Genomic DNA, 19,979 nt, shown 5'->3' on the forward strand with positions numbered 1-19,979 from the left:
GCACTTCGGCGGCCTTCGCGCCGGCTCCTGGTCGCGAAAGTGCGATCTCGACGGCGCGCGACCGCCGGCGACGGGCCGCGAACGTGCGATCTCGACGGCGCGCGACCGACGGCGACGGGCCGCCAAAGCGCGATCTCGGGGGTCGCCCGCGGGACGCGCTGTTCGGCCAGAGAACGTGGTCGTGTCGGCGTGCCGCGCGCCGCGATGCGATGATGCATCGTTGCGTGCTGCTGCCGAGAACGAGGGTGCGATGGGTCCGACCGAAGGACACGAGGAGCGATCAGCGCTCCTCGACGGGCGGTACCGCCTCGAAGCGGCGATCGGGCAGGGCGGGATGTCCGTCGTGTACCGCGGTGTGGACGAGAGCCTGCACCGCCCGGTCGCGGTCAAGGTGTTCCATTCCGGCATCGTCGACATCGCCCGGCAAGAGGCCGAGCTCGGCGTCCTCGCCTCGCTCGAGCACCACAACCTCGTCAGCCTGCTCGACGCCGGCGTCCTCACCGGCCAGGACGGCACGCAGCAGCGCTTCATCGTGATGGCGCTCGTCGTCGGGCAGGACCTCGAGGAGCGGTTGGGCGTCGGGCCGCTCGCCTCGCGGCACGTCGCCGAGATCGGCTACGACATGGCCGAGGCGCTCCACTACATCCACGCCCACGGGGTCGTGCACCGGGACATCAAGCCGTCGAACATCCTGCTCGTCGACTACGGCAACGACTCCGACCGCGCCCGCGCCCGGCTGACGGACTTCGGCATCGCGCTCGCCGCAGGGGTCGAACGGCTGACGGCCGACGGCGTGACCACGGGGACCGCCGCGTACCTCAGCCCCGAGCAGGCGCGGGGCGGCGACGTCGGCCCGGCGAGCGACGTGTACTCGCTCGGCCTCGTGCTGCTCCAGTGCTTCACCCGTCGCCGGGAGTTCCCGGGTTCCCTCGTCGAGTCCGCGGTCGCGCGGCTGTCCCGCGACCCCGTCGTACCCGAGCCGTTGCCCGAGCACTGGAAGTCGCTCCTCCGCGCGATGACCGCGCAGGACCCGCAGGACCGTCCGGCCGGCGCCGAGCTCGTGACGCTCCTGCGCGACGTCGTCATCGCCGACACCGCCGCCGCCGACCGGGTCATCGACACCACGGCCGACGCAGCACACTCGAACACGACGGACGCTCCCCAGCACGCCGGCGCAGCCCCGCACGCCGCCGACACCGCCCGTCCGGCGACGCTCGACGAACTGCCCGACGAGGCGCTCCAGCGCACGACGGCCATGGCGGCGCGGCTGTTCGACGCCCCGATCGCCCTGGTCGAGGTCCTCGACGAGGACCGCGAGTGGGCGCAGTCGTACATCGCCGAGGGCGTCGACGAGTCGGCGCGCAGCATCAGCTTCCGGAACGGCTTCGCGCCCGTGCCGATGCCGGTCGTGATCCCGGACGGCTCGACGCACCCGGAGATGCAGAACAGTCCGCTCGTGACCGGCCCGCTCGGCATTCGCTTCTACGTGAGCGTGCCGCTGGTGAAGCACGACGGGACGGCGATCGGCACCCTGGCGGTGCTCGACACCCGTCCGCGCCAGGCGACCGAGGCGGACCTCGAGAACCTACGCGACCTCGCCGCGCTCGCCGTCACGCAGCTCGAGCTCCGGCAGGAGTCACTCCGCACCACGAACGAGTCGATCCCCGTCACACGCCGGTGAGCCGGCACCCGTCGTAGGCCGTCAGCCTTCGGTGAGCGCCGCCGCGTAGGCACGGACCGACCGGTTGTAGCGGGGCAGCGTCGGCTCGACGGCCTCGATCGCGACCCGGAGCGCTTCGTCGTGCCGCCCCGCGCTGTGCAGGGCGAGCGCGAGGAACACCCGCGGAGCCGCACCTGTCGCGGGGTGCTCCGGTGCGTCACGCAGCATCGTGATCGCCTCGTCCACCCGGCCGAGGTTCCGGAGCGTCGACGCGTGCTGCACCACGAGCTGTGCGGCGCGGACCGGGTCGACCTCGGCCAGCCCGGCAGCGGTCGCGGCCGTGTAGTGCACGTCCGCCTCGGCCTCGTGGCCGGCCGAGTCGAGGGACCCGCCGAGTTCGAACGCCCCGAGCGCCTGGTGCCTCGCCTGCGCCGCGAGCTCGCGCATGCGCGCGACCCGCGTCTGGTCGTCGACGGACTCGTCGGCCCACAGCGCGGCCACCTGACGTTCCCACGTCTCGGCCTGGAGGCCCGTGGCGGCGCCGCAACGCGCCTCCAGTGCGTCGGTGGTCGCGCGATGCGTCTCGGTCATGTGGTCAGGGTAGTGCGGTGAGGACGGGGGACGTCGTTGCGTGTGCACCTTGCGACAGCGTGCTCGTCGTTCGACAGGTGCGGTGTCGCTTGTCGCGTGCGCAACTGTTGCGTGTGCATCTTGCGACAAGGTGCTCGTCGTTCGACTGGTGTCGTGTCGCTTGTTGCGTGTGCAACTCTTGCGCGTGCATCTTGCGACAAGGTGCTCGTCGTTCGACAGGCACGTTGGCGCTTGTTGCGTGCGCAACTGTTGCGTGGGCATCGTGCGACATCGTGCTCGTCGTTCGACAGGTGCCGTGTCGCTCCTTGCGTGTGCACGCTGCGACAACGTGCTCGTCGTTCGACAAGTGCTCTGTCGGTTGTTGCGTGCGCAACTGTTGCGCGTGCATCTTGCGGCAAGGTGCTCGTCGTTCGACAGGTGCCGTGTCGCTCGTTGCGTGCGCAACTGACGACAGCGCGCTACCCGGCGGCGGTGGTGGCGGCGCCGTCGGACACCGTGGCGCGGAACGTCCGGACCAGGGGGACGCCGGGACTGACCAGGGCGGGGGACCGCCAGGCGAGCGCGGAGCCGACGGCGGGGTACTCGGCGGCGCGGACGAACCACGGGTCGTGGTGGCCGACCGCCTCGATCCGGATCGTGGCGGGACCGCCGTCGAACACCGCCGACCACTCGATCCACGGCGCGACCGAGCCGTGCACGGCGTCCTCGCCCTCGGCGTCGGCGGTGCGCACCCGGATGCCCGTGCACTCCGGGAACCGCCAGAAGAAGCCGCCGTAGCCCGCGCCGACCCGGCCGTTGCTGCCGGGGCCACCGAGCCGGACGACCTCCGCACCCGGGGTCCGGAACGACGACGACCACGTCAGCTCCCATCCGGCGTCGACCGGCCGCCACGCGAGCGACCGGTCCTCGTGCAGGACCACCGCGCGGTCGGGGCCGAGCCAGACGACCTCCTGCCGGAGCGTCGGCCCGTGTTGTTCGGCACGCGGGACGGTGCCGGTGCCGTGGTCGTCGCGCCGGACGTAGCCCTCGTCGTGCACGTAGGTCGGGCCACCCCAGCAGTTCACGCCGTCGACGTCCGGGATCGCGAACCCGACGCCGCAGTGCCAGTCGTGGTCCGCGGGGTGGTGGGCGCTGACGGTCGTCCCGCCGAGGGTCCGGACCGGGTGCAGGTACGGACGCGGGGACGACGTCGCGATCGTGCCGCCGCCGTCGAGCACCGTCGCGACCCGGGTGCCGTCGACCACGAGTTCGTCCAGCACCTCGTCGCGGGTGGTGTGCGCCCAGGGTGCCCCGACCTCGGAGAAGAGCGCGCGGGCGTCCGCCGCCCGGTCGACGAGCGCCTCGACGTCGGCGACGAGGGGGCGCCGTGCGGGTCCGTCGCCCTCCCAGGTCACCCAGGGGTGGTCGATGCGGACCGGTTCGGCGGCGCGGACGGCCTCGAGCACCTCGACGAAGGCGCCGGTCGAGACCAGCGGCACGACCAGGTCCTCGCCCGAGGCGCGGTGTGCGAGCAGGTTCTCGAGCAGGGCGGTGCGTCCGAGGTGCCGGGTCGTGCTGCCCACGGTCTCGTCGCCCAGGGTGACCTCGTCCTCGGTGTAGTGCAGGACGGCGTCCCCGGTCGTCCCGCGCACCCGTACCGTCGGCAGTACCTCGGTCGGTCCGCACAGGGTGAGCGCCGCGGTGGCCTCGAGTCCGGCGGTCGTGGTCACGCGGACGGCCGAGGTGTCGTCGCCCTCGATGTCGTTCGCCCGGTGGAGCTCCACCTCGACGCGCGCGACATCGGACGCCCGGCGGCACCCGACGAGTGCGAGGGCGGTCGCGACGGCGTGCGCGAGCGGGTTCGTGACCACGCCGTCGAGCACGTCGACACCGCCGACCCGACGCCGGCCGGCCCACGGCGAACGGTCCCAGTAGGCCTGGTTCCGGGTCCAGGTGCCGACGGCCGCAGCCGACCGGACCGTGCCGACCAGGGAGCCGTCGCGGAACGCCGGCAGCGCGTCCGACCCGAGGCTCTGGAAGCCGACCTGCACGACCCGGCCGGTGCGGCGCTCGGCGTCGAGCAGGGTGGCGAGCGCGGCGCGGGTGGTCACCGGGGGCTTCTCGAGCAGGACGTCGGCGCCAGCGTCGAGCGCGGCGAGGGCGAGCGGGAGGTGCGCGGGGATCGGGGCGGCGACGACCACCACATCGACGGGGCCGTGCTCCCGCGCGGCGACGACGTCGGACACCACGGGGACGCCACCGTCGGTCGTCGTCCCGAGCGCCGGGTCGATGACAGCGGTCAGCGTGCAGGTGCCGGCGGCGGCGAGGCGGTCGATGTCCGCGCGGTGGTGCAGGCCGTAGCCGCGGGCCCCGACCAGCACGACGCCGGGCAGCGTCCTGGTCGCGGCGTCGGTGCTCACACCCGGAACGCTACCCGGTGCAGGGCCCCGGCTCACCCGCGCCGGGCTCACCCGCGCCGGGCTCACCCGCGCCGGCTCACCCGCGCCGGGCGAGCCCGCGCTGGGCGAGCACCACGCTGTCCGCGGTCTCGTGCGCCGTTCCGTCTGCAGCCGTCGCGGTCCGCGGGCGGAGCTCGGCGGTGACGACCTCCCAGGTGTCGTCGAGGTCGAGCGCCGCGAGGTCGTCCGCCGGCGTCGGGAAGCGGTACGACCGCATCTCCTCCGGCAGGTCCCCGTGCGGCGGGGCGGCGTGCGCGGTCACGAGCAGGTGTCCGCCCGGCGCCACGAACCCGGCCGCGTGGCGCAGGATCGCGGCTCGTGGGATCTCGACCGGCCACGACTGCAGGAACGACGCCGTCACCAGGTCGAACCGCGCCGCCGTGTCCCACGACCCGAGGTCGGCCGCGACGAACGCCGTCCGGTCCTCCACCCCGGCCGCGACCGCTGCCCGCGAACCCCGTTCGACCGCGGTCACGGACAGGTCGATCCCGGTCGCGTCCCACCCGTTCTCGGCGAGCCAGACGACGTCGCCGCCCTCGCCGCACCCGAGGTCGAGCGCCCGCCCGACCGGCACGGCCTCGGCGACCGACGCGAGCACGGCGTTCACCCGCCCGGACCAGATGCCGTCCCGCTCGGCGTACCGGGCCTCCCACCAGTCGCGAGCCGAGGAGCCGGGGGAGACGTCGTGGGTGTGCATGCCCGCAGTTCACCGCATCCCGCGTGTGACGGACAAGCGACGTTGCCGGAGCGGCAACGAAGTGCTTCGCGTGCGTCGACTGACCCGAGAGGAGGAATGCGAGGGGGACAGCGCCTGATCGGCACCGGCGCGCCGATGCGGTCCGGAGTCGGGGACCATGCGGGGGACGGCTGTCCCCCGTTCGAGGGGCACACTGCCAGGTCGACGTAACCCTCTGGTCACTCACGATGGCCGAGGAACGATCACCATCGAACCACGCACGCGAACACGCAGCACGCGAACAAGCGCAGCACGCGAACACGGCCCACGCGAACACGCAGCACCACGGCACGCGAACACGCAGCACCACGGCACGCGAACACGCAGCACCCGCACGCGAAACGCAGCACCCGCACGCGAACACGCACCCGCAGCAGCACCCGCACCCGCACCCGCACCACTGCAACGCCATCTCGTCACGCCTGATCCAGGGGAAGGCCCGATATGACGTCCACGGACACAGCGGTCGACGCGCGCCACGACGCATCGACCGCGACCAGCGCCACCGCGACCAGCTCCGCTCCGGCGCACCAGCCGCCGCGCCCCGGAGCGGACGAGTACCTCCCCGCCCCACCCACCGACCGCGAGAAGTACTGGTACATGGGCCGGCAGCACCGCTGGATGCTGTTCGCCCAGGCCGCCGCCTTCGCCCTCATCGCCTCGAGCATCTGGCGCTTCTCGACGTCGGCGCCGGGCCTGCTGCTGTTCCTCATCCCGACGACGCTGTACTGCCTGACGCTGCTCATCTCGCTCAGCACGAGCTCGCGCCGCAAGCGGTTCCGGAAGCGCGACCACATCGAACGGGTCAGCTCCTGGCAGCCGGACCGGTACCCGACGGTGGATGTGTTCCTCCCGACAGCGGGGGAGCCGATCGCGATCCTCGAGAACACCTACTACTGGGTGTCGAAGCTCCGCTGGCCGACGACCCTGACGGTGTACGTCCTCGACGACGGCGACCGCCCCGAGGTCGCCGAGCTCGCCCGCCGCTACGGCTACCGGTACGAGGTCCGGCCGAACCGGGGCCACCTCAAGAAGGCCGGCAACCTGCGGCACGGCTACGAGCAGTCGGACGGCGACCTCATCGCGGTGTTCGACGCCGACTTCGTGCCGCGCGCCGATTACCTGCACGAGCTGGTGCCGTACTTCGACGACCAGGGCCTCGGCATCGTGCAGTCGCCGCAGTTCTTCGACGCCCGGAAGGGCATGCACTGGCTGCAGCGCACCGCTGGAGCCACGCAGGAGCTCTTCTACCGCTGGATCCAGCCCGCCCGCGACCGGTCGAACGCGGCGATCTGCGTCGGCACGTGCGCCATCTACCGTCGTGCGGCACTCGAGCAGGCGGGTGGCTTCGCCCAGATCGGCCACTCCGAGGACGTCCACACCGGCGTCAACCTGATGCGCGTCGGGTTCCTGGTCCGCTACGTGCCGATCCTGGTGTCGAAGGGCATGTGCCCGGACGACCTGGCGTCGTTCCTCAATCAGCAGTACCGCTGGTGCACGGGGTCGATGTCGCTGCTGGCCGACACCACCTTCCACGAGAACCCGCACATCAGCCTCCGCCAGCGGATGTGCTTCTGGTCCGGCTTCCTCTACTACATCTCCACAGCGGTGAACGTGTTCCTGTCGCCGCTGCCCGGGCTCGTGATGCTGTTCGGGCTGCCGCAGTGGATCCAGCCGCAGAACTCGATCTGGCTGCTCGGCGCGATGGTCATGTGGCTCGTGGTCGTCCCGATCATGTACAAGTCGCGGTGGCGGATCGACGTCCTGCGCATCCAGTCGCTGTACTCGTTCGCCCACGCCGTCGCGATCGTGCACGTGCTCACCGGCAAGACGCGGGAGTGGGTGCCGACCGGCGCCGCGAAGAAGGTCACCACGCCCCTCGGCACGCAGATCGCCCGGGTGATGCGGATCACGGTGTCCGTCTCGCTGCTCGTCACGTGGTCGGGACTCGCCTGGGCGACGGTCCGGTACGGCTTCGACATGCTCTGGGCGATGTGGATCCTGGCCGCGATCCACGCCTACGTGCAGGTCCCGATGCTCTTCCTGTCGGTCCCGTCGCCGAAGCGGGCTGCCCGCAATCAGGTGCGTGCCGACCGCCGGGAGGCGCGACTCACCGCCCGCAGGTCGGCCCACGCCGTGCCGGTGGCGGCTTCCACCCCCGCACTCGCCTCGGTGACGGCGGCGGACGCGACCGCCACCACCCTGCCGGCACCGCCGCTGTCCCCGGCGGTGACCCCGTCGTCACCGGTCGACGTCGCGCCGGAGCCGAGCCGCGCCTCCCGGCCGGACGCACCACCTGCGTTCGGTGAGCGGCTCGACCCGGTCGCGCTGCCGGCGTCCGCGGCCCCGATCGAGGAGCCGGTGCAGGCCGAGCGCCCGCAGGCCGTCGGGCCGCGCGTGTTCCGGCCGGACATCCAGGGGCTCCGGGCGATCGCGGTGCTGCTCGTGGTGATCTACCACACGGGTGCGCCGGTCCTGACGGGTGGGTACGTCGGGGTGGACGTGTTCTTCGCGATCTCCGGGTTCCTCATCACCGGGCAGCTGCTGCGGGAGATCGACCGGAAGGGCCGCATCGACTTCGGCTCGTTCTACGCCGGTCGCATCCGGCGACTGCTGCCGACCGCGCTCCTCGTCATCGCCGTGACCGTGGTCGCGACCCGGGTGTTCGACTCGATCCTGCGGGCCTCGAACGTGGCGTGGGACGGCGTCGCGGCGACGTTCTTTGCGCTGAACTACCGGCTCGCCGCGCAGGGCGTCGACTACCAGGCCGCCGACGGACCGGCCTCGCCGCTCGAGCACTTCTGGTCGCTCGGCGTCGAGGAGCAGTTCTACCTGCTCTGGCCACTCGTGCTGACCCTGGCGCTCGTGCTGTGGAAGCGGCACCGCAAGCTGGCGATGACCGCCGTCGTGACCCTCGTCTTCGCCGGCTCGATGTGGGCGTCGGTGACGATCACCGCGCACGACTCGCCCCTGGCGTACTTCTCGATGCAGACCCGCGCGTGGGAGCTGGCGGCCGGTGCGTTCCTGGCGATCGGCGCCCGGTACGTGGCGAAGATCCCCGGGGTCCTGCAGGTCGGCCTGACCTGGCTCGGGCTCGGCGCCGTGTTGGCGAGCGCGTTCGTGTACTCGGACGAGACGCCGTTCCCCAGCACCGCCGCACTCCTGCCGGTGCTCGGCGCCTGCGCCGTCATCGCCGGCGGTGGGGTCTACCGGCGGGGGTCCGTCGAGACCGTCCTGCAGCTCAAGCCGTTCCAGGCGATCGGCAAGGTCTCGTACGGCTGGTACCTGTGGCACTGGCCGATGGTCGTGCTCGTCCCCGTGATGGTGAACCGCGACCTCGGATGGGTCGAGAAGCTCGAGGTGATGGCGGTCGCCCTCTGGGTCGCGACCATCACCTACCACCTCATCGAGTCGCCCTCGGCCCGCGCGCGCTGGAAGCGGATCCGCTGGGCGGCGGTCGGTGCGGCGGCGGCCGCGGTGACGACGGCGACCGCGGTCGTGGTCGTGTTCTCCGTCCCCGCACTCGTCGGCAGCGGCGGCACCGTGCAGGCGGCGACGCTCGACCAGGGCGACTCGAAGGAGATCCAGACGACGATCCAGTCGGCGCTGCGGACCTCGGACGTGCCGACCAACCTGACCCCGGGGCTCACCGAGGCCGCGGACGACCAACCGGACTCCACCGACAACGGCTGCCACGCGGGCTACCTGCAGATCCAGCAGAAGGCGTGCGTCTACGGCGACCCGGACGGCGCGAAGACGGTGGTGCTCTGGGGGGACTCGCACGCGCAGCAGTGGCTCCCCGCGCTCGACGCCGCCGGCAAGTCCGAGGGGTGGAAGGTCGTGGCGTGGACGAAGGCCGCGTGCCCGGTCGCGCAGGACGTCGAGCTGTTCAACTCCTCGCTGAAGCGGGTCTACACGGAGTGCCCGACGTGGCGCGACGCCTCGATGAAGCGGATCAAGGCGCTCGACCCCGACCTCGTCGTGATGGCGCAGTCGGACAACGTGCCCGGCAAGCAGGTGTCGAACACGACCTGGGCGGACGGCACCGCCGAGACCGCGGCGACGATGCAGGCCGCGGGCGTCAAGACCGTGTACATGCTCGACACCCCGGTGCCGGAGGGCGACGCGGTGTCCTGCGTGGCCGAGCACCTCGACACGGTGGGGGAGTGCAACCAGTCGGAGAAGCAGGCGTACGCGGTCTCCGGCCGCCACGAGGACGTCGCCGAGACCGTGCGGGCGGCGGGGGTGCCGACCGTGGAGCCCCGCGACTGGTTCTGCACCGACGACGGGTGCCCGGTGGTGGTGCAGGACAAGCTCGTGTACCGCGACCAGACGCACATGTCGACGGCGTACAGCCGGTGGCTCGAGCCGCTGGTGGCGCCGCTGCTGCGCGCGTCGTAGGCGGGGCGGGCCCCGGCCCCGGCCCCGTCTCCGCCCGCCGTTTCCGCGAAAGCGACAGTTCGCCGCCGAAGTTCCGCGGCGAACTGTCGCTTCGGCGTCCCCGACCGCGTCAGGTTCGCGCGAACTGTCGCTTTCGCGGGGCTCGGCCTCGTTGACCTGCGCCGGGCCGCGCCGGGTCGCGGGGCTAGGCCTCGTCGACCGGCACCGGCTCGGCGTTCTCGATGCGGGCGCTCGCCGTGGCCATGTGTTCGTCCATCGCCCGCTGCACCCCGAGCACGTCGCCCGACCGCAGCGCCTCGAGGATCGCCCGGTGCTCGTCGTACGCCGCCTCGGTGGCCTGCCGCGTGCGCACCCGGCGTCCGACCCACACGCTGAGCATCGACCGCAGGCTCTGCAGCAGGTCGGCGAGCACGTCGTTCCCGGCGGCGCGGGCGAGCAGCACGTGGAAGCGGACGTCGGCGTCGATGAAGGCGTCCGGATCGTCGAGCGCCGTCTGCTGCCGGTCGAGGTACGTCTGCAGTTCGTCGAGCTGCGCCGGGGTGGCCCGCTGGGCGGCGAGGATCGCGGCGGTCCGCTCGAGCGACGACCGGATCTCGAGGAGCTCGCGCGTCCGGTTCGAGGCGAGCATGAGCCCCCACGACAGTGTCGTCGGCAGCAGGTCGGACATCCCACCGCGCAGGTAGGTGCCGGACCCGGGGCGGATCTGCACGATGCCGAGGATCTCGAGCGCGGCGAGGGCCTCGCGCACCGCGGACCGGCCGACGCCGAGCCGCTCCGCGAGCACGCGCTCGGACGGCAGCCGCGAACCGGGTGCCAGGTCGCCGGCGGTCAGCAGGGAGACCAGCTGCCGGGCGACCTCGGAGGCGGGGGACCCGGCCGGGACGGACTCGAGTTCGAGCCGGATGTTGAGGGGGTCGTTCTCGCTGAACGCGGGCATGCAGTGAGCGTACCGGTCGGTCAACCGGTTCCAGCAGCGCGTCCACCGCCGCAAAATGGTCAACCGGTTGACAAGTCCAGAACGACCGCGCACACTGGTCTCCGGCGCACCGAGGCGTCCACTCCGTGCCGGGCGCAGCAGCCGGGCCAGGAGCCGAACCACCCCCACCGAGCAGGAGTCATCGTGGACATCCCCGCCACGCGAGGCATCCCCACCTCGGTCGTCGAGAAGACGGCCATCCGCAAGATCGCGATCCGCATCGTGCCGTTCGTGGCACTGATGTTCTTCATCAACTTCCTCGACCGCACCGCGATCTCCTTCGCGGCCCCGAACGGCATGGAGGCGGACCTCGGTCTGACCGCCGCCCAGTTCGGGTTCGCCTCCGGGGTGTTCTTCATCGGCTACCTCGTGCTCGAGGTGCCGTCCAACCTGGCGCTCCACAAGTTCGGCGCCCGGGTCTGGCTCGCGCGCATCATGATCACGTGGGGCATCGTCTCGCTGCTCTTCACGTGGGTGCAGAACTACCCGCAGCTCGTCGGCCTGCGCTTCCTGCTCGGCATCGCCGAGGCCGGCTTCTTCCCCGGCGCGATCCTGTTCCTGTCGACCTGGGTGCCGGCACGCCACCGCGGCAAGATGCTCGCGCTGTTCTACCTGGCGCAGCCCCTCACCAGCGTGATCGGTTCGCCGCTCGCCGGCTGGCTGATGACGCACGAGGGCCTGCTCGGGGGACTGGCCGGCTGGCGCTTCATGTTCCTCTGCGTCTCGATCCCGGCGATCATCGTCGGCGTCCTGTGCCTCTTCGTCCTCAAGGACAAGCCGTCCCAGGCGAAGTGGCTCGACGAGGACGAGAAGCTGTGGCTCGAGGGTGCCCTGGCGAAGGAGAACACCGCGAAGACGGGTGCCGGCCACGCGAAGGGCGGCCTCCGTGCGGCGTTCGGCTCCGGCCGCGTGTGGATGCTCGCCGCGGTCTACTTCGGCTTCATCTACGGCCTCTACGCGCTGAGCTTCTTCCTGCCGACGATCATCGACGGCTTCCAGGAGCAGTTCGGCACCACGTTCGACCTGTTCCAGAAGGGCATGATCACGGCCATCCCGTACATCCCGGCCGCGGTCGTCCTGTACTTCTGGTCGCGTGACGCCTTCCGCCGCGGAGTCCGCGTCTGGCACATCGCGGTCCCGGCGCTCGTCGGCGGTCTGAGCATCCCGGTCGCGCTCTACATGAACAGCCCGGCCGCCACCGTCGCCGTCATCGCGATCACGGCCAGCGCCATCTTCGCCGCCCTGCCGAACTTCTGGACCGTGCCGACGCAGTTCCTCACCGGTGCCGCAGCGGCAGCGGGCGTCGCGCTCATCAACACGATCGGCAACCTCGGCGGCTTCGCGGCCCCGTACATCACCGGCGCGGTGAGCGAGTGGACCGGCGGCTACCAGGCCCCGATGTTCATCGTCGGCTTCTTCATGGTGCTGTCGAGCGTCCTGATGTTCGTGCTCGGCCGGAACACCAAGCGGAACGCAGCGACGGCCGCGGCCGAGGCAGCAGCAACGTCCCCGAGCACCCAGGAGACCACCGCATGACCCGCCTGTTCAACGACCCGGCCGACTTCGCGGACGAGATGGTCGACGGCTTCGTCGCTGCGAACCGCGCCCGCGTCCGGAAGGTGCACGGCGGCGTCGCCCGCTCCACCACCAGCCCGGAGGGCACCGTCGCACTCGTCGTGGGCGGCGGCTCCGGCCACTACCCGGCGTTCGGCGGACTCGTCGGCCACGGGCTCGCCGCGGGCGCCGCGATGGGCAACCTGTTCGCCAGCCCGAGCGCCCAGCAGGTGACCGCGGTCGCGACGGCGTCCGAGCACGGCGGCGGCGTCCTCCTCTCCTACGGCAACTACGCCGGCGACGTCCTGAACTTCGACGCCGCCGCGCGGGCACTGACGGCCCGGGGCATCGACGTCCGCTCGGTGAGGGTGACCGACGACGTCGCGTCCGCGCCCGCCGACGAAGCGCACAAGCGCCGTGGCATCGCCGGTGACCTCTGCGTGTTCAAGGTGGCCGGCGCGGCCGCGGAACGCGGGGACGACCTCGACGCGGTCACCGCGATCGCGACCCGGGCCAACGACCGCACCCGCAGCTTCGGCGTCGCCTTCTCCGGCTGCTCCCTGCCCGGCGCCGACGAGCCGCTCTTCACCGTCCCCGAGGGGCGCATGGCCATCGGCATGGGCATCCACGGCGAACGCGGCATCGCCGAGGCCGACGTCCCCACGGCGGACGGCCTGGCCGACCTGCTCGTCGACAAGCTGCTCGCCGAGCGACCCGACGGTGCCGAGACCGACGGCACCACCGCTCCCCGCGTCGTCCCGATCCTGAACGGCCTCGGCTCCGTGAAGTACGAGGAGCTCTTCGTCGTCTTCGGCGCCGTGCAACGCAAGCTCGCCGACGCGGGCGTCGTGATCGTCGAACCCGAGGTCGGCGAACTCGTCACGAGCTTCGACATGGCCGGCGTCTCGCTGACCCTCTTCTGGCTCGACGACGAACTCGAGCAGCTCTGGGCCGCGCCCGCCGACAGCCCCGCGTACCGCAAGGGCGGCGCCGTCCCGCAGCAGCAGCTCGCGCCCGAGGCCCTCGCCGCCGACGACCAGGCACCGGTCACCCCCGGCTCCGAGGCGTCGCAGGCGTCCGCCGCCCGGGTCGCCGAGGCGATCACCGCGATCCGCACCACGATCGACGAGCACGCCGACGAACTCGGCCGCATCGACGCCGTCGCCGGGGACGGCGACCACGGCATCGGCATGCAGCGCGGTTCGACGGCCGCCGATGCGGCCGCACAGGACGCCGCCGCCCGCGGCGCCGGCGCCGGCAGCGTCCTCGCGATCGCCGGCGACGCCTGGTCCGACAAGGCCGGTGGCACGTCCGGCGCGATCTGGGGAGCCGCCCTGGAGGCACTGGGTCGCGTCCTCGGCGACGACGAACGCCCGTCGGCCGCCACCGTCCAGGGCGCGGTACACGCCGCCACCGAGGCGGTCCTCGCCTTCGGTGCGGTCCCCGGCGACAAGACGATGGTCGACGCGCTCGTGCCGTTCGACGAGGTCTTCACCGCACGGGTCGCGGCCGGCGACGAACTCGTCGACGCCTGGTCCGCTGCGTCCGCGGCAGCGCAGACCGCGGCGGACGCCACGGCCGACCTGCTCCCGCGGATGGGCCGCGCCCGCACCCACGGCGAGGACGCCGTCGGCACCCCGGACGCCGGCGCGATCTCGTTCGCGCTCATCACCGACGCGGTCCTGTCGACCATCGCCGTCCCCGCCTGACCCCCACACGAAAGGCACACCCGCATGAGTGAGCAGCAGTTCCGCATCGTCGTCGGCTCGGACGACGCCGGCTTCGACTACAAGGAGGTCATCAAGGCCGACCTGGCGAAGGACCCCCGCGTGGCGTCCGTCGTCGACGTGGGCGTCGACGCCGACGGCCACACCGCGTACCCGCACGTCGCCGTGGACGCCGCACGCCTGGTCGCGAACGGCGAGGCCGACCGCGCGATCCTGATCTGCGGCACCGGGCTCGGCGTCGCGATCGCGGCGAACAAGGTCCCCGGCATCCGTGCCGTGACCGCGCACGACTCGTTCTCGGTGGAGCGCTCGATCCTGTCGAACGACGCCCAGGTCCTCTGCATGGGCCAGCGCGTCGTCGGCGTCGAGGTCGCCCGCCGGATGGCGAAGGAGTGGCTCGGCTACACCTTCGACCAGACGAGCGCCAGCGCCGAGAAGGTCGCGGCGATCTGTTCCTACGACGGCTCCGCCCCGGTCGGGACCGACGCCTGATGCCCGCGACCACGGCGTCCGCCCCCACGGTGATCGGGGTGTCGCTCAAGATGTACTTCAGCCATGCCCGGACGCTCGAGTGGGCGGCCGCCGTGGCCGACATCGCCCGGACGCACCCCGCGGTGCGGTCCGGCGCGGTGGAGCTCTTCGTCATCCCGACGTTCCCCGCGCTCGTCCCGGTGCGCGAGGCGATCGGGGAGGCCCCGGTCACGCTCGGCGCGCAGGACCTGGCGTGGGCGGACAGCGGCGCGTTCACCGGCGAGGTCTCCGGCGCCGAGCTCCGTGAGATCGGGGTCGACCTCGTCGAGATCGCGCACGCCGAGCGCCGTGACCTGTTCCACGAGACGGACGACGAGATCGCCGGGAAGGTGCACGCGGCGTTCCGCAACCACCTGCGGCCCCTGATCTGCGTCGGTGAGACGAGCCGTGCCTCCAGTCCGGAGGCGGTGGCGGACGTGACCGCACAGCTCGACCGGTTCCTGGCGACCGCGACCGCGGACGGCCTGGCCGGTCCGATCATCGCGGCCTACGAACCCGTGTGGGCGATCGGCGCCCCGGCGCCCGCGCCCGACGAGCACATCGTCGCCGTCCTCGACGGGATCGAGCAGCACCTCGCCACGCTCCCCGAGCTCGCCGGCTCCGTCGCCGTCTACGGCGGCAGCGCCGGACCCGGTCTGCTGACCCGCGGTCAGGGCCGCATTGGTGGGCTGTTCCTCGGCCGCTTCGCGCACGACCCCGAGGCGATCCGCACGATCCTGGACGAAGCACACGCGCTGGCGGTGGCCTCGTGACCTCACTGCTCGGCCTCTCCACCTACGCCTACTTCTGGCGGATGTCCGACCGTGCCCCGTCGCCGATGTCCCTCGACGACGCCCTGCGCGACGCGGCGTCCCACGACGGCGTCGACCTCTTCCAGATCTGCGACCACCTGCCGCTCGACACCGCGATCGACGAGCGCCTGGCCTCGATCCGGTCCCTGGCCGCCGACCTCGGTCTCGCGCTCGAGGTCGGCACCCGAGGCACCCGGCCGGAGCACCTCGCCCGGTACCTGCACGTCGCGCAGCAGCTCGGCGCAACGCTCGTGCGGAGCATGTGGACGAGCGGCGACGACCAGCCCGACGCGGCCGAGACCGAACGACGCCTGCGGCAGGCGCTCCCCGCCTACGAGCGCGCGGGCGTAACCCTCGCGCTGGAGACCTACGAGGTCGTCGCCACCGCCGACCTCGTCGCGGTCGTCCAGGCGATCGGCTCCGACAACCTCGGCATCTGCCTCGACCCGGCGAACACCGTCGCCCGGCTCGAACACCCCGCCGAGGTCGTCGCGGCCGCCGCCCCGCACACCCGGAACTGGCACGTCAAGGACTCCGCGTTCACCCGCTCACCGGGCTGGGTCGGGTTCCAGTACACCGGCGTCCGCACCGGCACCGGGATCCTCGACTACGCCGCCGTCCGAGCGGCGATCGACCCCGACCGCCGCGGCGTCAACCGGGTGATCGAGTTCTGGCTGCCGTGGCAGGACGAGCACGCGGGCGCCGAACCGCGACCGGGCGAGACACCCGCCGAGACCACCACCCGCATCGAGGCGGAGTGGACCGAACACACCATCGAGTACATCAGGAGCCAGGAATCATGACCGACACCGCCACCACCACCCACACCGTCGCTGCCGGATCCGGCACGGCCGACGTCACCGTCGCCGTGATCGGTGCGGGCGGCAAGATGGGCACCCGCGTCTCGAACAACTTCGCGAAGAGCGAGTACACGACGCTCTACAGCGAGGCCTCGCCCGCCGGCCAGGAGCGCATCCAGGCCCTCGGCCGCGAGCTCACCGACAGCCTCGAGGCCGCGAAGGTCGCCGACGTCGTGATCCTCGCCGTGCCGGACGTCCTGCTCGGCAGCATCTCGGAGCAGCTCGTCCCGGTCATGAAGTCGGGCGCCAGCATCCTGACGCTCGACCCGGCCGCCGCCTACGCGGGTCTCCTGGCCAAGCGCGAGGACATCCACTACGCCGTCGCGCACCCGTGCCACCCTTCGGTGTTCCTCGAGCGGACCACCAAGGAGGAGTGGGACGACACCTTCGGTGGCATCGCCGCCCCGCAGGAGGTCATCGCGGCCTTCGACGCATCCGAGTCCCTCGGTGACGAGGGCGACTCCGCCAAGGCGATCGCCGAGGCCGTCATCACGACCATGTACGCGCCCGTCATCCAGGTGCACTGGGTCACGGTGAAGCAGCTCGCCGTGCTCGAGCCGACGCTCGTCGAGACCATCGCCTGCATGATCGGCGACTTCCTCAACGACGCCCTCGAGGAGACCGTCACGGGTGTCGGCGTGCCCCGCGAGGCCGCCCGCGCCATGCTCTACGGCCACACCTGGATCGCGCTGACGAACGGCCTCCGTGGCTCGAACCCGTTCTCGGACGCCTGCCACATCGCGATGGGCTACGGCCGCGAGAAGCTCATCAAGGAGGACTGGAAGCAGGTCTTCGACGACAGCGAGCTCGACTCGGTCATCGCCAAGATGCTCAAGATCGACGCCGTGCGCCGCTGATCAGTACCAGCCGCTGACCGCACAGAGACCGGAACGCCCCGCCGACCCCCTTCCGGCGGGGCGTTCCCCTGTGGTCAGCCGATGGAGCGGAACACCCGGGCAGCGGGGGAGTGCGCACCGTCCGACGTCACGACACCGCGCGGTCCCCACGCCTCTGCGAGCGTGATCGACGCGACCCCGGGGACCGTGAGCGCCGCCACGGACGCGGCGAACCACTCGCCGGCGGCGCGCGAGTGCTGCCCTGGATCGGTCGCGTCCGGCACGGACTGCGGCCCGTACCCACGCACGACGGTCGGGTCCGTCACGACGCGACGGGGTGACGTCGCCACCGCGTTGAGCCGCGGCCGCAGCGTCACCGGTCCGACGTGGAGCGGCCTGCCGGCGGCCAGCCTGGAGGCACTCATCACCACCCAGCGCTGCATCCGCACCGACTCGGTCACCTGGGCACGGGACCGGTCGTGCATCTGCGGCGTGACGCTGAACGCGAGCGGTCCGTCCCACGCGCGGAACAGTTCGATCGACCGGTTCAGCTCGGTGAAGTGTGCGCGGGTACCGGCGACGACCTCGAGGCCGTCGTGTGCCCGTGCCGCTGCCCGGAGCGCGTCCTGCAGTGCGGGTGTGGTCACGTGCGTCGTCGGGTCGACCGCGCCCACCCGGACGACCGGTCCCGTGGCGAGCACCGCGTCGATGGCCGCGCGCAACGCCTCCGGGTCGTCGGTCACGAACCGGACGTCGAGCGGTGCGCCGCCGGCGTCCCGGCGGGCCGAGGCGAGGACCGCGGCTGCGTCCGGATCGCCGAGCACCGGCTCGACCAGGATCGGGACGCCCGTCAGCAGGGCGACGTCGTCCGGTCGCTCGGCGGCCGGAGCCGACCCGGCGAGGAGCTGGAGGGTCGGCGGCGGGGCGACCGCGGTGGTGGGAGCCGACCCGTCCAGGAGCGCGAGGGCCGGGGCGGGGGAGGGCGTGCCTCCCGGTCGGAGCGGACCCGGCGGCGGGAACGCGCCCGCCGGACCGCACTGCAGCGCGACGGACTGGTGGATCGCGGTGCCGGCGTCGAGCGGGACGGGGAACGGCTCGGACAGCGGGGTCGAGTACGTCTTGAACGAGGCGTCGGTCCAGTTCCGCTGGTCCTCCATCTCGAAGCAGTCGCCGGACAGGTGCAGCTCGGCGTCGATGCCGTCGACGGTCCACGCGTACCCGACCACGTCGGTCGCGGGCTGGTGCGGCGCGATCCACGTGGGGAAGACCTGCTCGGTCGGCGGCGCGAACGCGTGCCGGACCGTGAACGGCGTGCCGGCCAGCGTCGGCGTGTGCAGGACGACGAGTCCGATGCGGTTGCGGCGGAACGGGGCGGTCGTGGTCGCGCTGGCGTCGACCGCCACGGTGCCACCGTCGATCGACAGGTCGAGCGCGTACCGCAGAACGGTGACTCCGTCGTACCCGCTCGTCGCCTCGATGCGGACGTGGGCGCTCGGGACGTCGTCGCGCACCTCGAGCGAGCGGCGCAGCACGGTGTCGTCGGCGGTGCGCCAGTCGTGGTCGCGGGTGACGAACCGGATCGCCCGCAGGATCGGGACCCCGCGGTGCGTCACGTCGGCGATCTCGGTGCCGCGCAGGACGAAGCGCCAGGGCCCGACCGCGACGACCTCCTCGGAGTCGGGTGCCCGGTCCCACGTGTCGTCGTCGCTCACGGTCTCTTGCTACCAGTCGGTCAACCGGTTGCGCAATGATGGGATCGTGGAGCGACGGCGCTCCGAGGACGGAGTGCCCGCATGACCGCACGACTGACCGGCAGGACCGCACTGGTGACCGGGGCCGGATCCGGGATCGGCCGCGCCATCGCCGACCGCTTCGTCGACGAGGGCGCGCGCGTGGTCTACGCCGACCGCGACGCCGCCGCTGCCTCGGGAGCGGCGTCCGCCGCCGGCTCCGACGACCGCGCGGTCGCGTGCACGATGGACATCGCCGACGAGGCCGGCGTCGAGGCCGGGTTCGCCGCACTCGTCGCGCAGGGATGGACCCCCGACGTGGTCGTCGCGAACGCCGGGGTGCAGCTGTTCGGTCACGACGCCGCCGTGGCCGACGTCTCGCTCGAGACCTGGAACCGGACGGTGGCGGTCAACCTCACCGGCACCTTCCTCACGGTGAAGCACGCGGTCCGGACGATGCTGGCGGCCGGCAGCGGTGGGTCGATCATCGCGACCGGGTCCCCGACCGGCCTGAACGGCGAGGGCGCCGGCTTCGCCGCGTACTCCTCGACGAAGGGCGGCATCCACGCACTCGTCCGCGCGACGGCGATGGCCTACGCGCATGACGGCATCCGCGTGAACACGGTCGTGCCGGGCTACACGGAGACCTCGCTCGTGTCGGCGATCTCGGGCGACCCGGCGTCGCGCGCGGCCATCGTGTCGCGGACGCCGCTCGGCCGCCCCGGCACGCCGGAGGACGTCACCGGGATCATGGTCTACCTCGCCAGCGAGGAGTCCTCGTACGCTACCGGCGCCGAGTTCCGCGTCGACGGCGGCATGACGAGCCTGTAGCGCGCCGCGCCGCGTCGCGCCCCCGGGCCCCGGCCCGCCCGCCCGCCCGCCCGCCTCCACTCGCGAAAGCGACAGATGGCCGCCGAACATCCGCGGCCATCTGTTGCTTCGGTGCCCCGAAGCACGTCGGCGCGCGCGATCTGTCGCTTTCGCGCACCGCCCACCCGCACGGCCGCGCCCCGCCGCGCTCCGGCTCCGGCCCCGGCCCCGGCCCCGGCCCCGGCCCCGGCACGAGTTTCGGGCTGAGCGACAGTTCTCGTGCTCCGGAGCCCGAGAACTGTCGCTCACGCCGAATCTCCGCCCGCCGAACCGCCCGC

General features: G+C 72.4%; 14 protein-coding genes. 9 read left to right on the forward strand and 5 right to left on the reverse strand.

What is annotated here, in order from left to right; genetic code table 11:
- Positions 1–250 precede the first annotated feature (250 nt).
- Complete coding sequence (locus BIU96_RS19990) at positions 251–1,681, forward strand: GAF domain-containing serine/threonine-protein kinase (RefSeq protein ID WP_071293866.1); 1,431 nt, start codon at positions 251–253, stop codon at positions 1,679–1,681.
- A 21-nt stretch (positions 1,682–1,702) separates the two neighbouring features.
- On the opposite strand, the gene BIU96_RS17560 is transcribed toward BIU96_RS19990, so the two are convergent.
- From BIU96_RS17560 to BIU96_RS17570, 3 genes are all read right to left on the reverse strand, one after another.
- On the reverse strand, positions 1,703–2,251 hold the full coding sequence (locus BIU96_RS17560; protein ID WP_083403046.1) for a tetratricopeptide repeat protein: 549 nt from the start codon (positions 2,249–2,251) through the stop codon (positions 1,703–1,705).
- A gap of 458 nt (positions 2,252–2,709) precedes the next feature.
- Positions 2,710–4,650 carry a DUF6807 family protein gene (locus BIU96_RS17565; RefSeq protein ID WP_071293867.1) on the reverse strand — a complete coding sequence of 647 codons (1,941 nt, stop codon included), beginning with the start codon at positions 4,648–4,650 and terminating at the stop codon, positions 2,710–2,712.
- Between the two features lie 76 nt (positions 4,651–4,726).
- Complete coding sequence (locus BIU96_RS17570) at positions 4,727–5,386, reverse strand: bifunctional 2-polyprenyl-6-hydroxyphenol methylase/3-demethylubiquinol 3-O-methyltransferase UbiG (RefSeq protein ID WP_071293868.1); 660 nt, start codon at positions 5,384–5,386, stop codon at positions 4,727–4,729.
- 483 nt (positions 5,387–5,869) lie between these two features.
- Here BIU96_RS17570 and BIU96_RS19210 point away from each other — a divergent pair, with 483 nt between their 5' ends.
- Positions 5,870–9,826 (forward strand): SGNH hydrolase domain-containing protein, encoded by a 3,957-nt coding sequence (locus BIU96_RS19210; protein WP_083403047.1) that lies wholly within the window; start codon positions 5,870–5,872, stop codon positions 9,824–9,826.
- A gap of 184 nt (positions 9,827–10,010) precedes the next feature.
- On the opposite strand, the gene BIU96_RS17580 is transcribed toward BIU96_RS19210, so the two are convergent.
- Positions 10,011–10,763, reverse strand: a complete 753-nt coding sequence (locus BIU96_RS17580) for a FadR/GntR family transcriptional regulator (RefSeq protein ID WP_071293869.1) — start codon at positions 10,761–10,763, stop codon at positions 10,011–10,013.
- Positions 10,764–10,946: 183 nt separating this feature from the next.
- Between BIU96_RS17580 and BIU96_RS17585 the strand changes: the two genes are divergently transcribed.
- From BIU96_RS17585 to BIU96_RS17610, 6 genes are read left to right on the forward strand one after another with little or no spacing between them, the layout of a single operon-like run.
- A complete protein-coding gene (locus BIU96_RS17585; protein ID WP_071293870.1) occupies positions 10,947–12,338 on the forward strand; it encodes an MFS transporter in 1,392 nt (463 codons plus the stop codon).
- Complete coding sequence (locus BIU96_RS17590) at positions 12,335–14,065, forward strand: dihydroxyacetone kinase family protein (protein WP_071293871.1); 1,731 nt, start codon at positions 12,335–12,337, stop codon at positions 14,063–14,065. The genes BIU96_RS17585 and BIU96_RS17590 overlap by 4 nt, the downstream gene beginning before the upstream one ends.
- A 24-nt stretch (positions 14,066–14,089) precedes the next feature.
- Positions 14,090–14,575, forward strand: coding sequence for a ribose-5-phosphate isomerase (locus tag BIU96_RS17595; RefSeq protein ID WP_071293872.1), 486 nt, complete (start codon positions 14,090–14,092; stop codon positions 14,573–14,575).
- A complete protein-coding gene (locus BIU96_RS17600) occupies positions 14,575–15,366 on the forward strand; it encodes a triose-phosphate isomerase family protein (protein ID WP_071293873.1) in 792 nt (263 codons plus the stop codon). Before BIU96_RS17595 ends, BIU96_RS17600 begins: the two co-directional genes overlap by 1 nt.
- Positions 15,363–16,208, forward strand: coding sequence for a sugar phosphate isomerase/epimerase (locus tag BIU96_RS17605; RefSeq protein WP_139200118.1), 846 nt, complete (start codon positions 15,363–15,365; stop codon positions 16,206–16,208). The genes BIU96_RS17600 and BIU96_RS17605 overlap by 4 nt, the downstream gene beginning before the upstream one ends.
- Entirely contained in the window at positions 16,205–17,122 is a 918-nt protein-coding gene (locus BIU96_RS17610; RefSeq protein WP_071293874.1) for a phosphogluconate dehydrogenase C-terminal domain-containing protein, read from the forward strand. Before BIU96_RS17605 ends, BIU96_RS17610 begins: the two co-directional genes overlap by 4 nt.
- Positions 17,123–17,196: 74 nt before the next feature.
- Here BIU96_RS17610 and BIU96_RS17615 read toward each other — a convergent pair whose 3' ends face one another.
- A complete protein-coding gene (locus BIU96_RS17615) occupies positions 17,197–18,813 on the reverse strand; it encodes a hypothetical protein (RefSeq protein ID WP_071293875.1) in 1,617 nt (538 codons plus the stop codon).
- Between the two features lie 81 nt (positions 18,814–18,894).
- On the opposite strand from BIU96_RS17615, the gene BIU96_RS17620 reads away from it, so the two are divergent.
- Positions 18,895–19,662, forward strand: coding sequence for an SDR family NAD(P)-dependent oxidoreductase (locus BIU96_RS17620; RefSeq protein WP_071293876.1), 768 nt, complete (start codon positions 18,895–18,897; stop codon positions 19,660–19,662).
- The last annotated feature ends 317 nt before the right edge of the window (positions 19,663–19,979 follow it).

This window comes from Curtobacterium sp. MCBA15_008 (assembly GCF_001865065.1).
Classification (GTDB): Bacteria; Actinomycetota; Actinomycetes; order Actinomycetales; family Microbacteriaceae; genus Curtobacterium.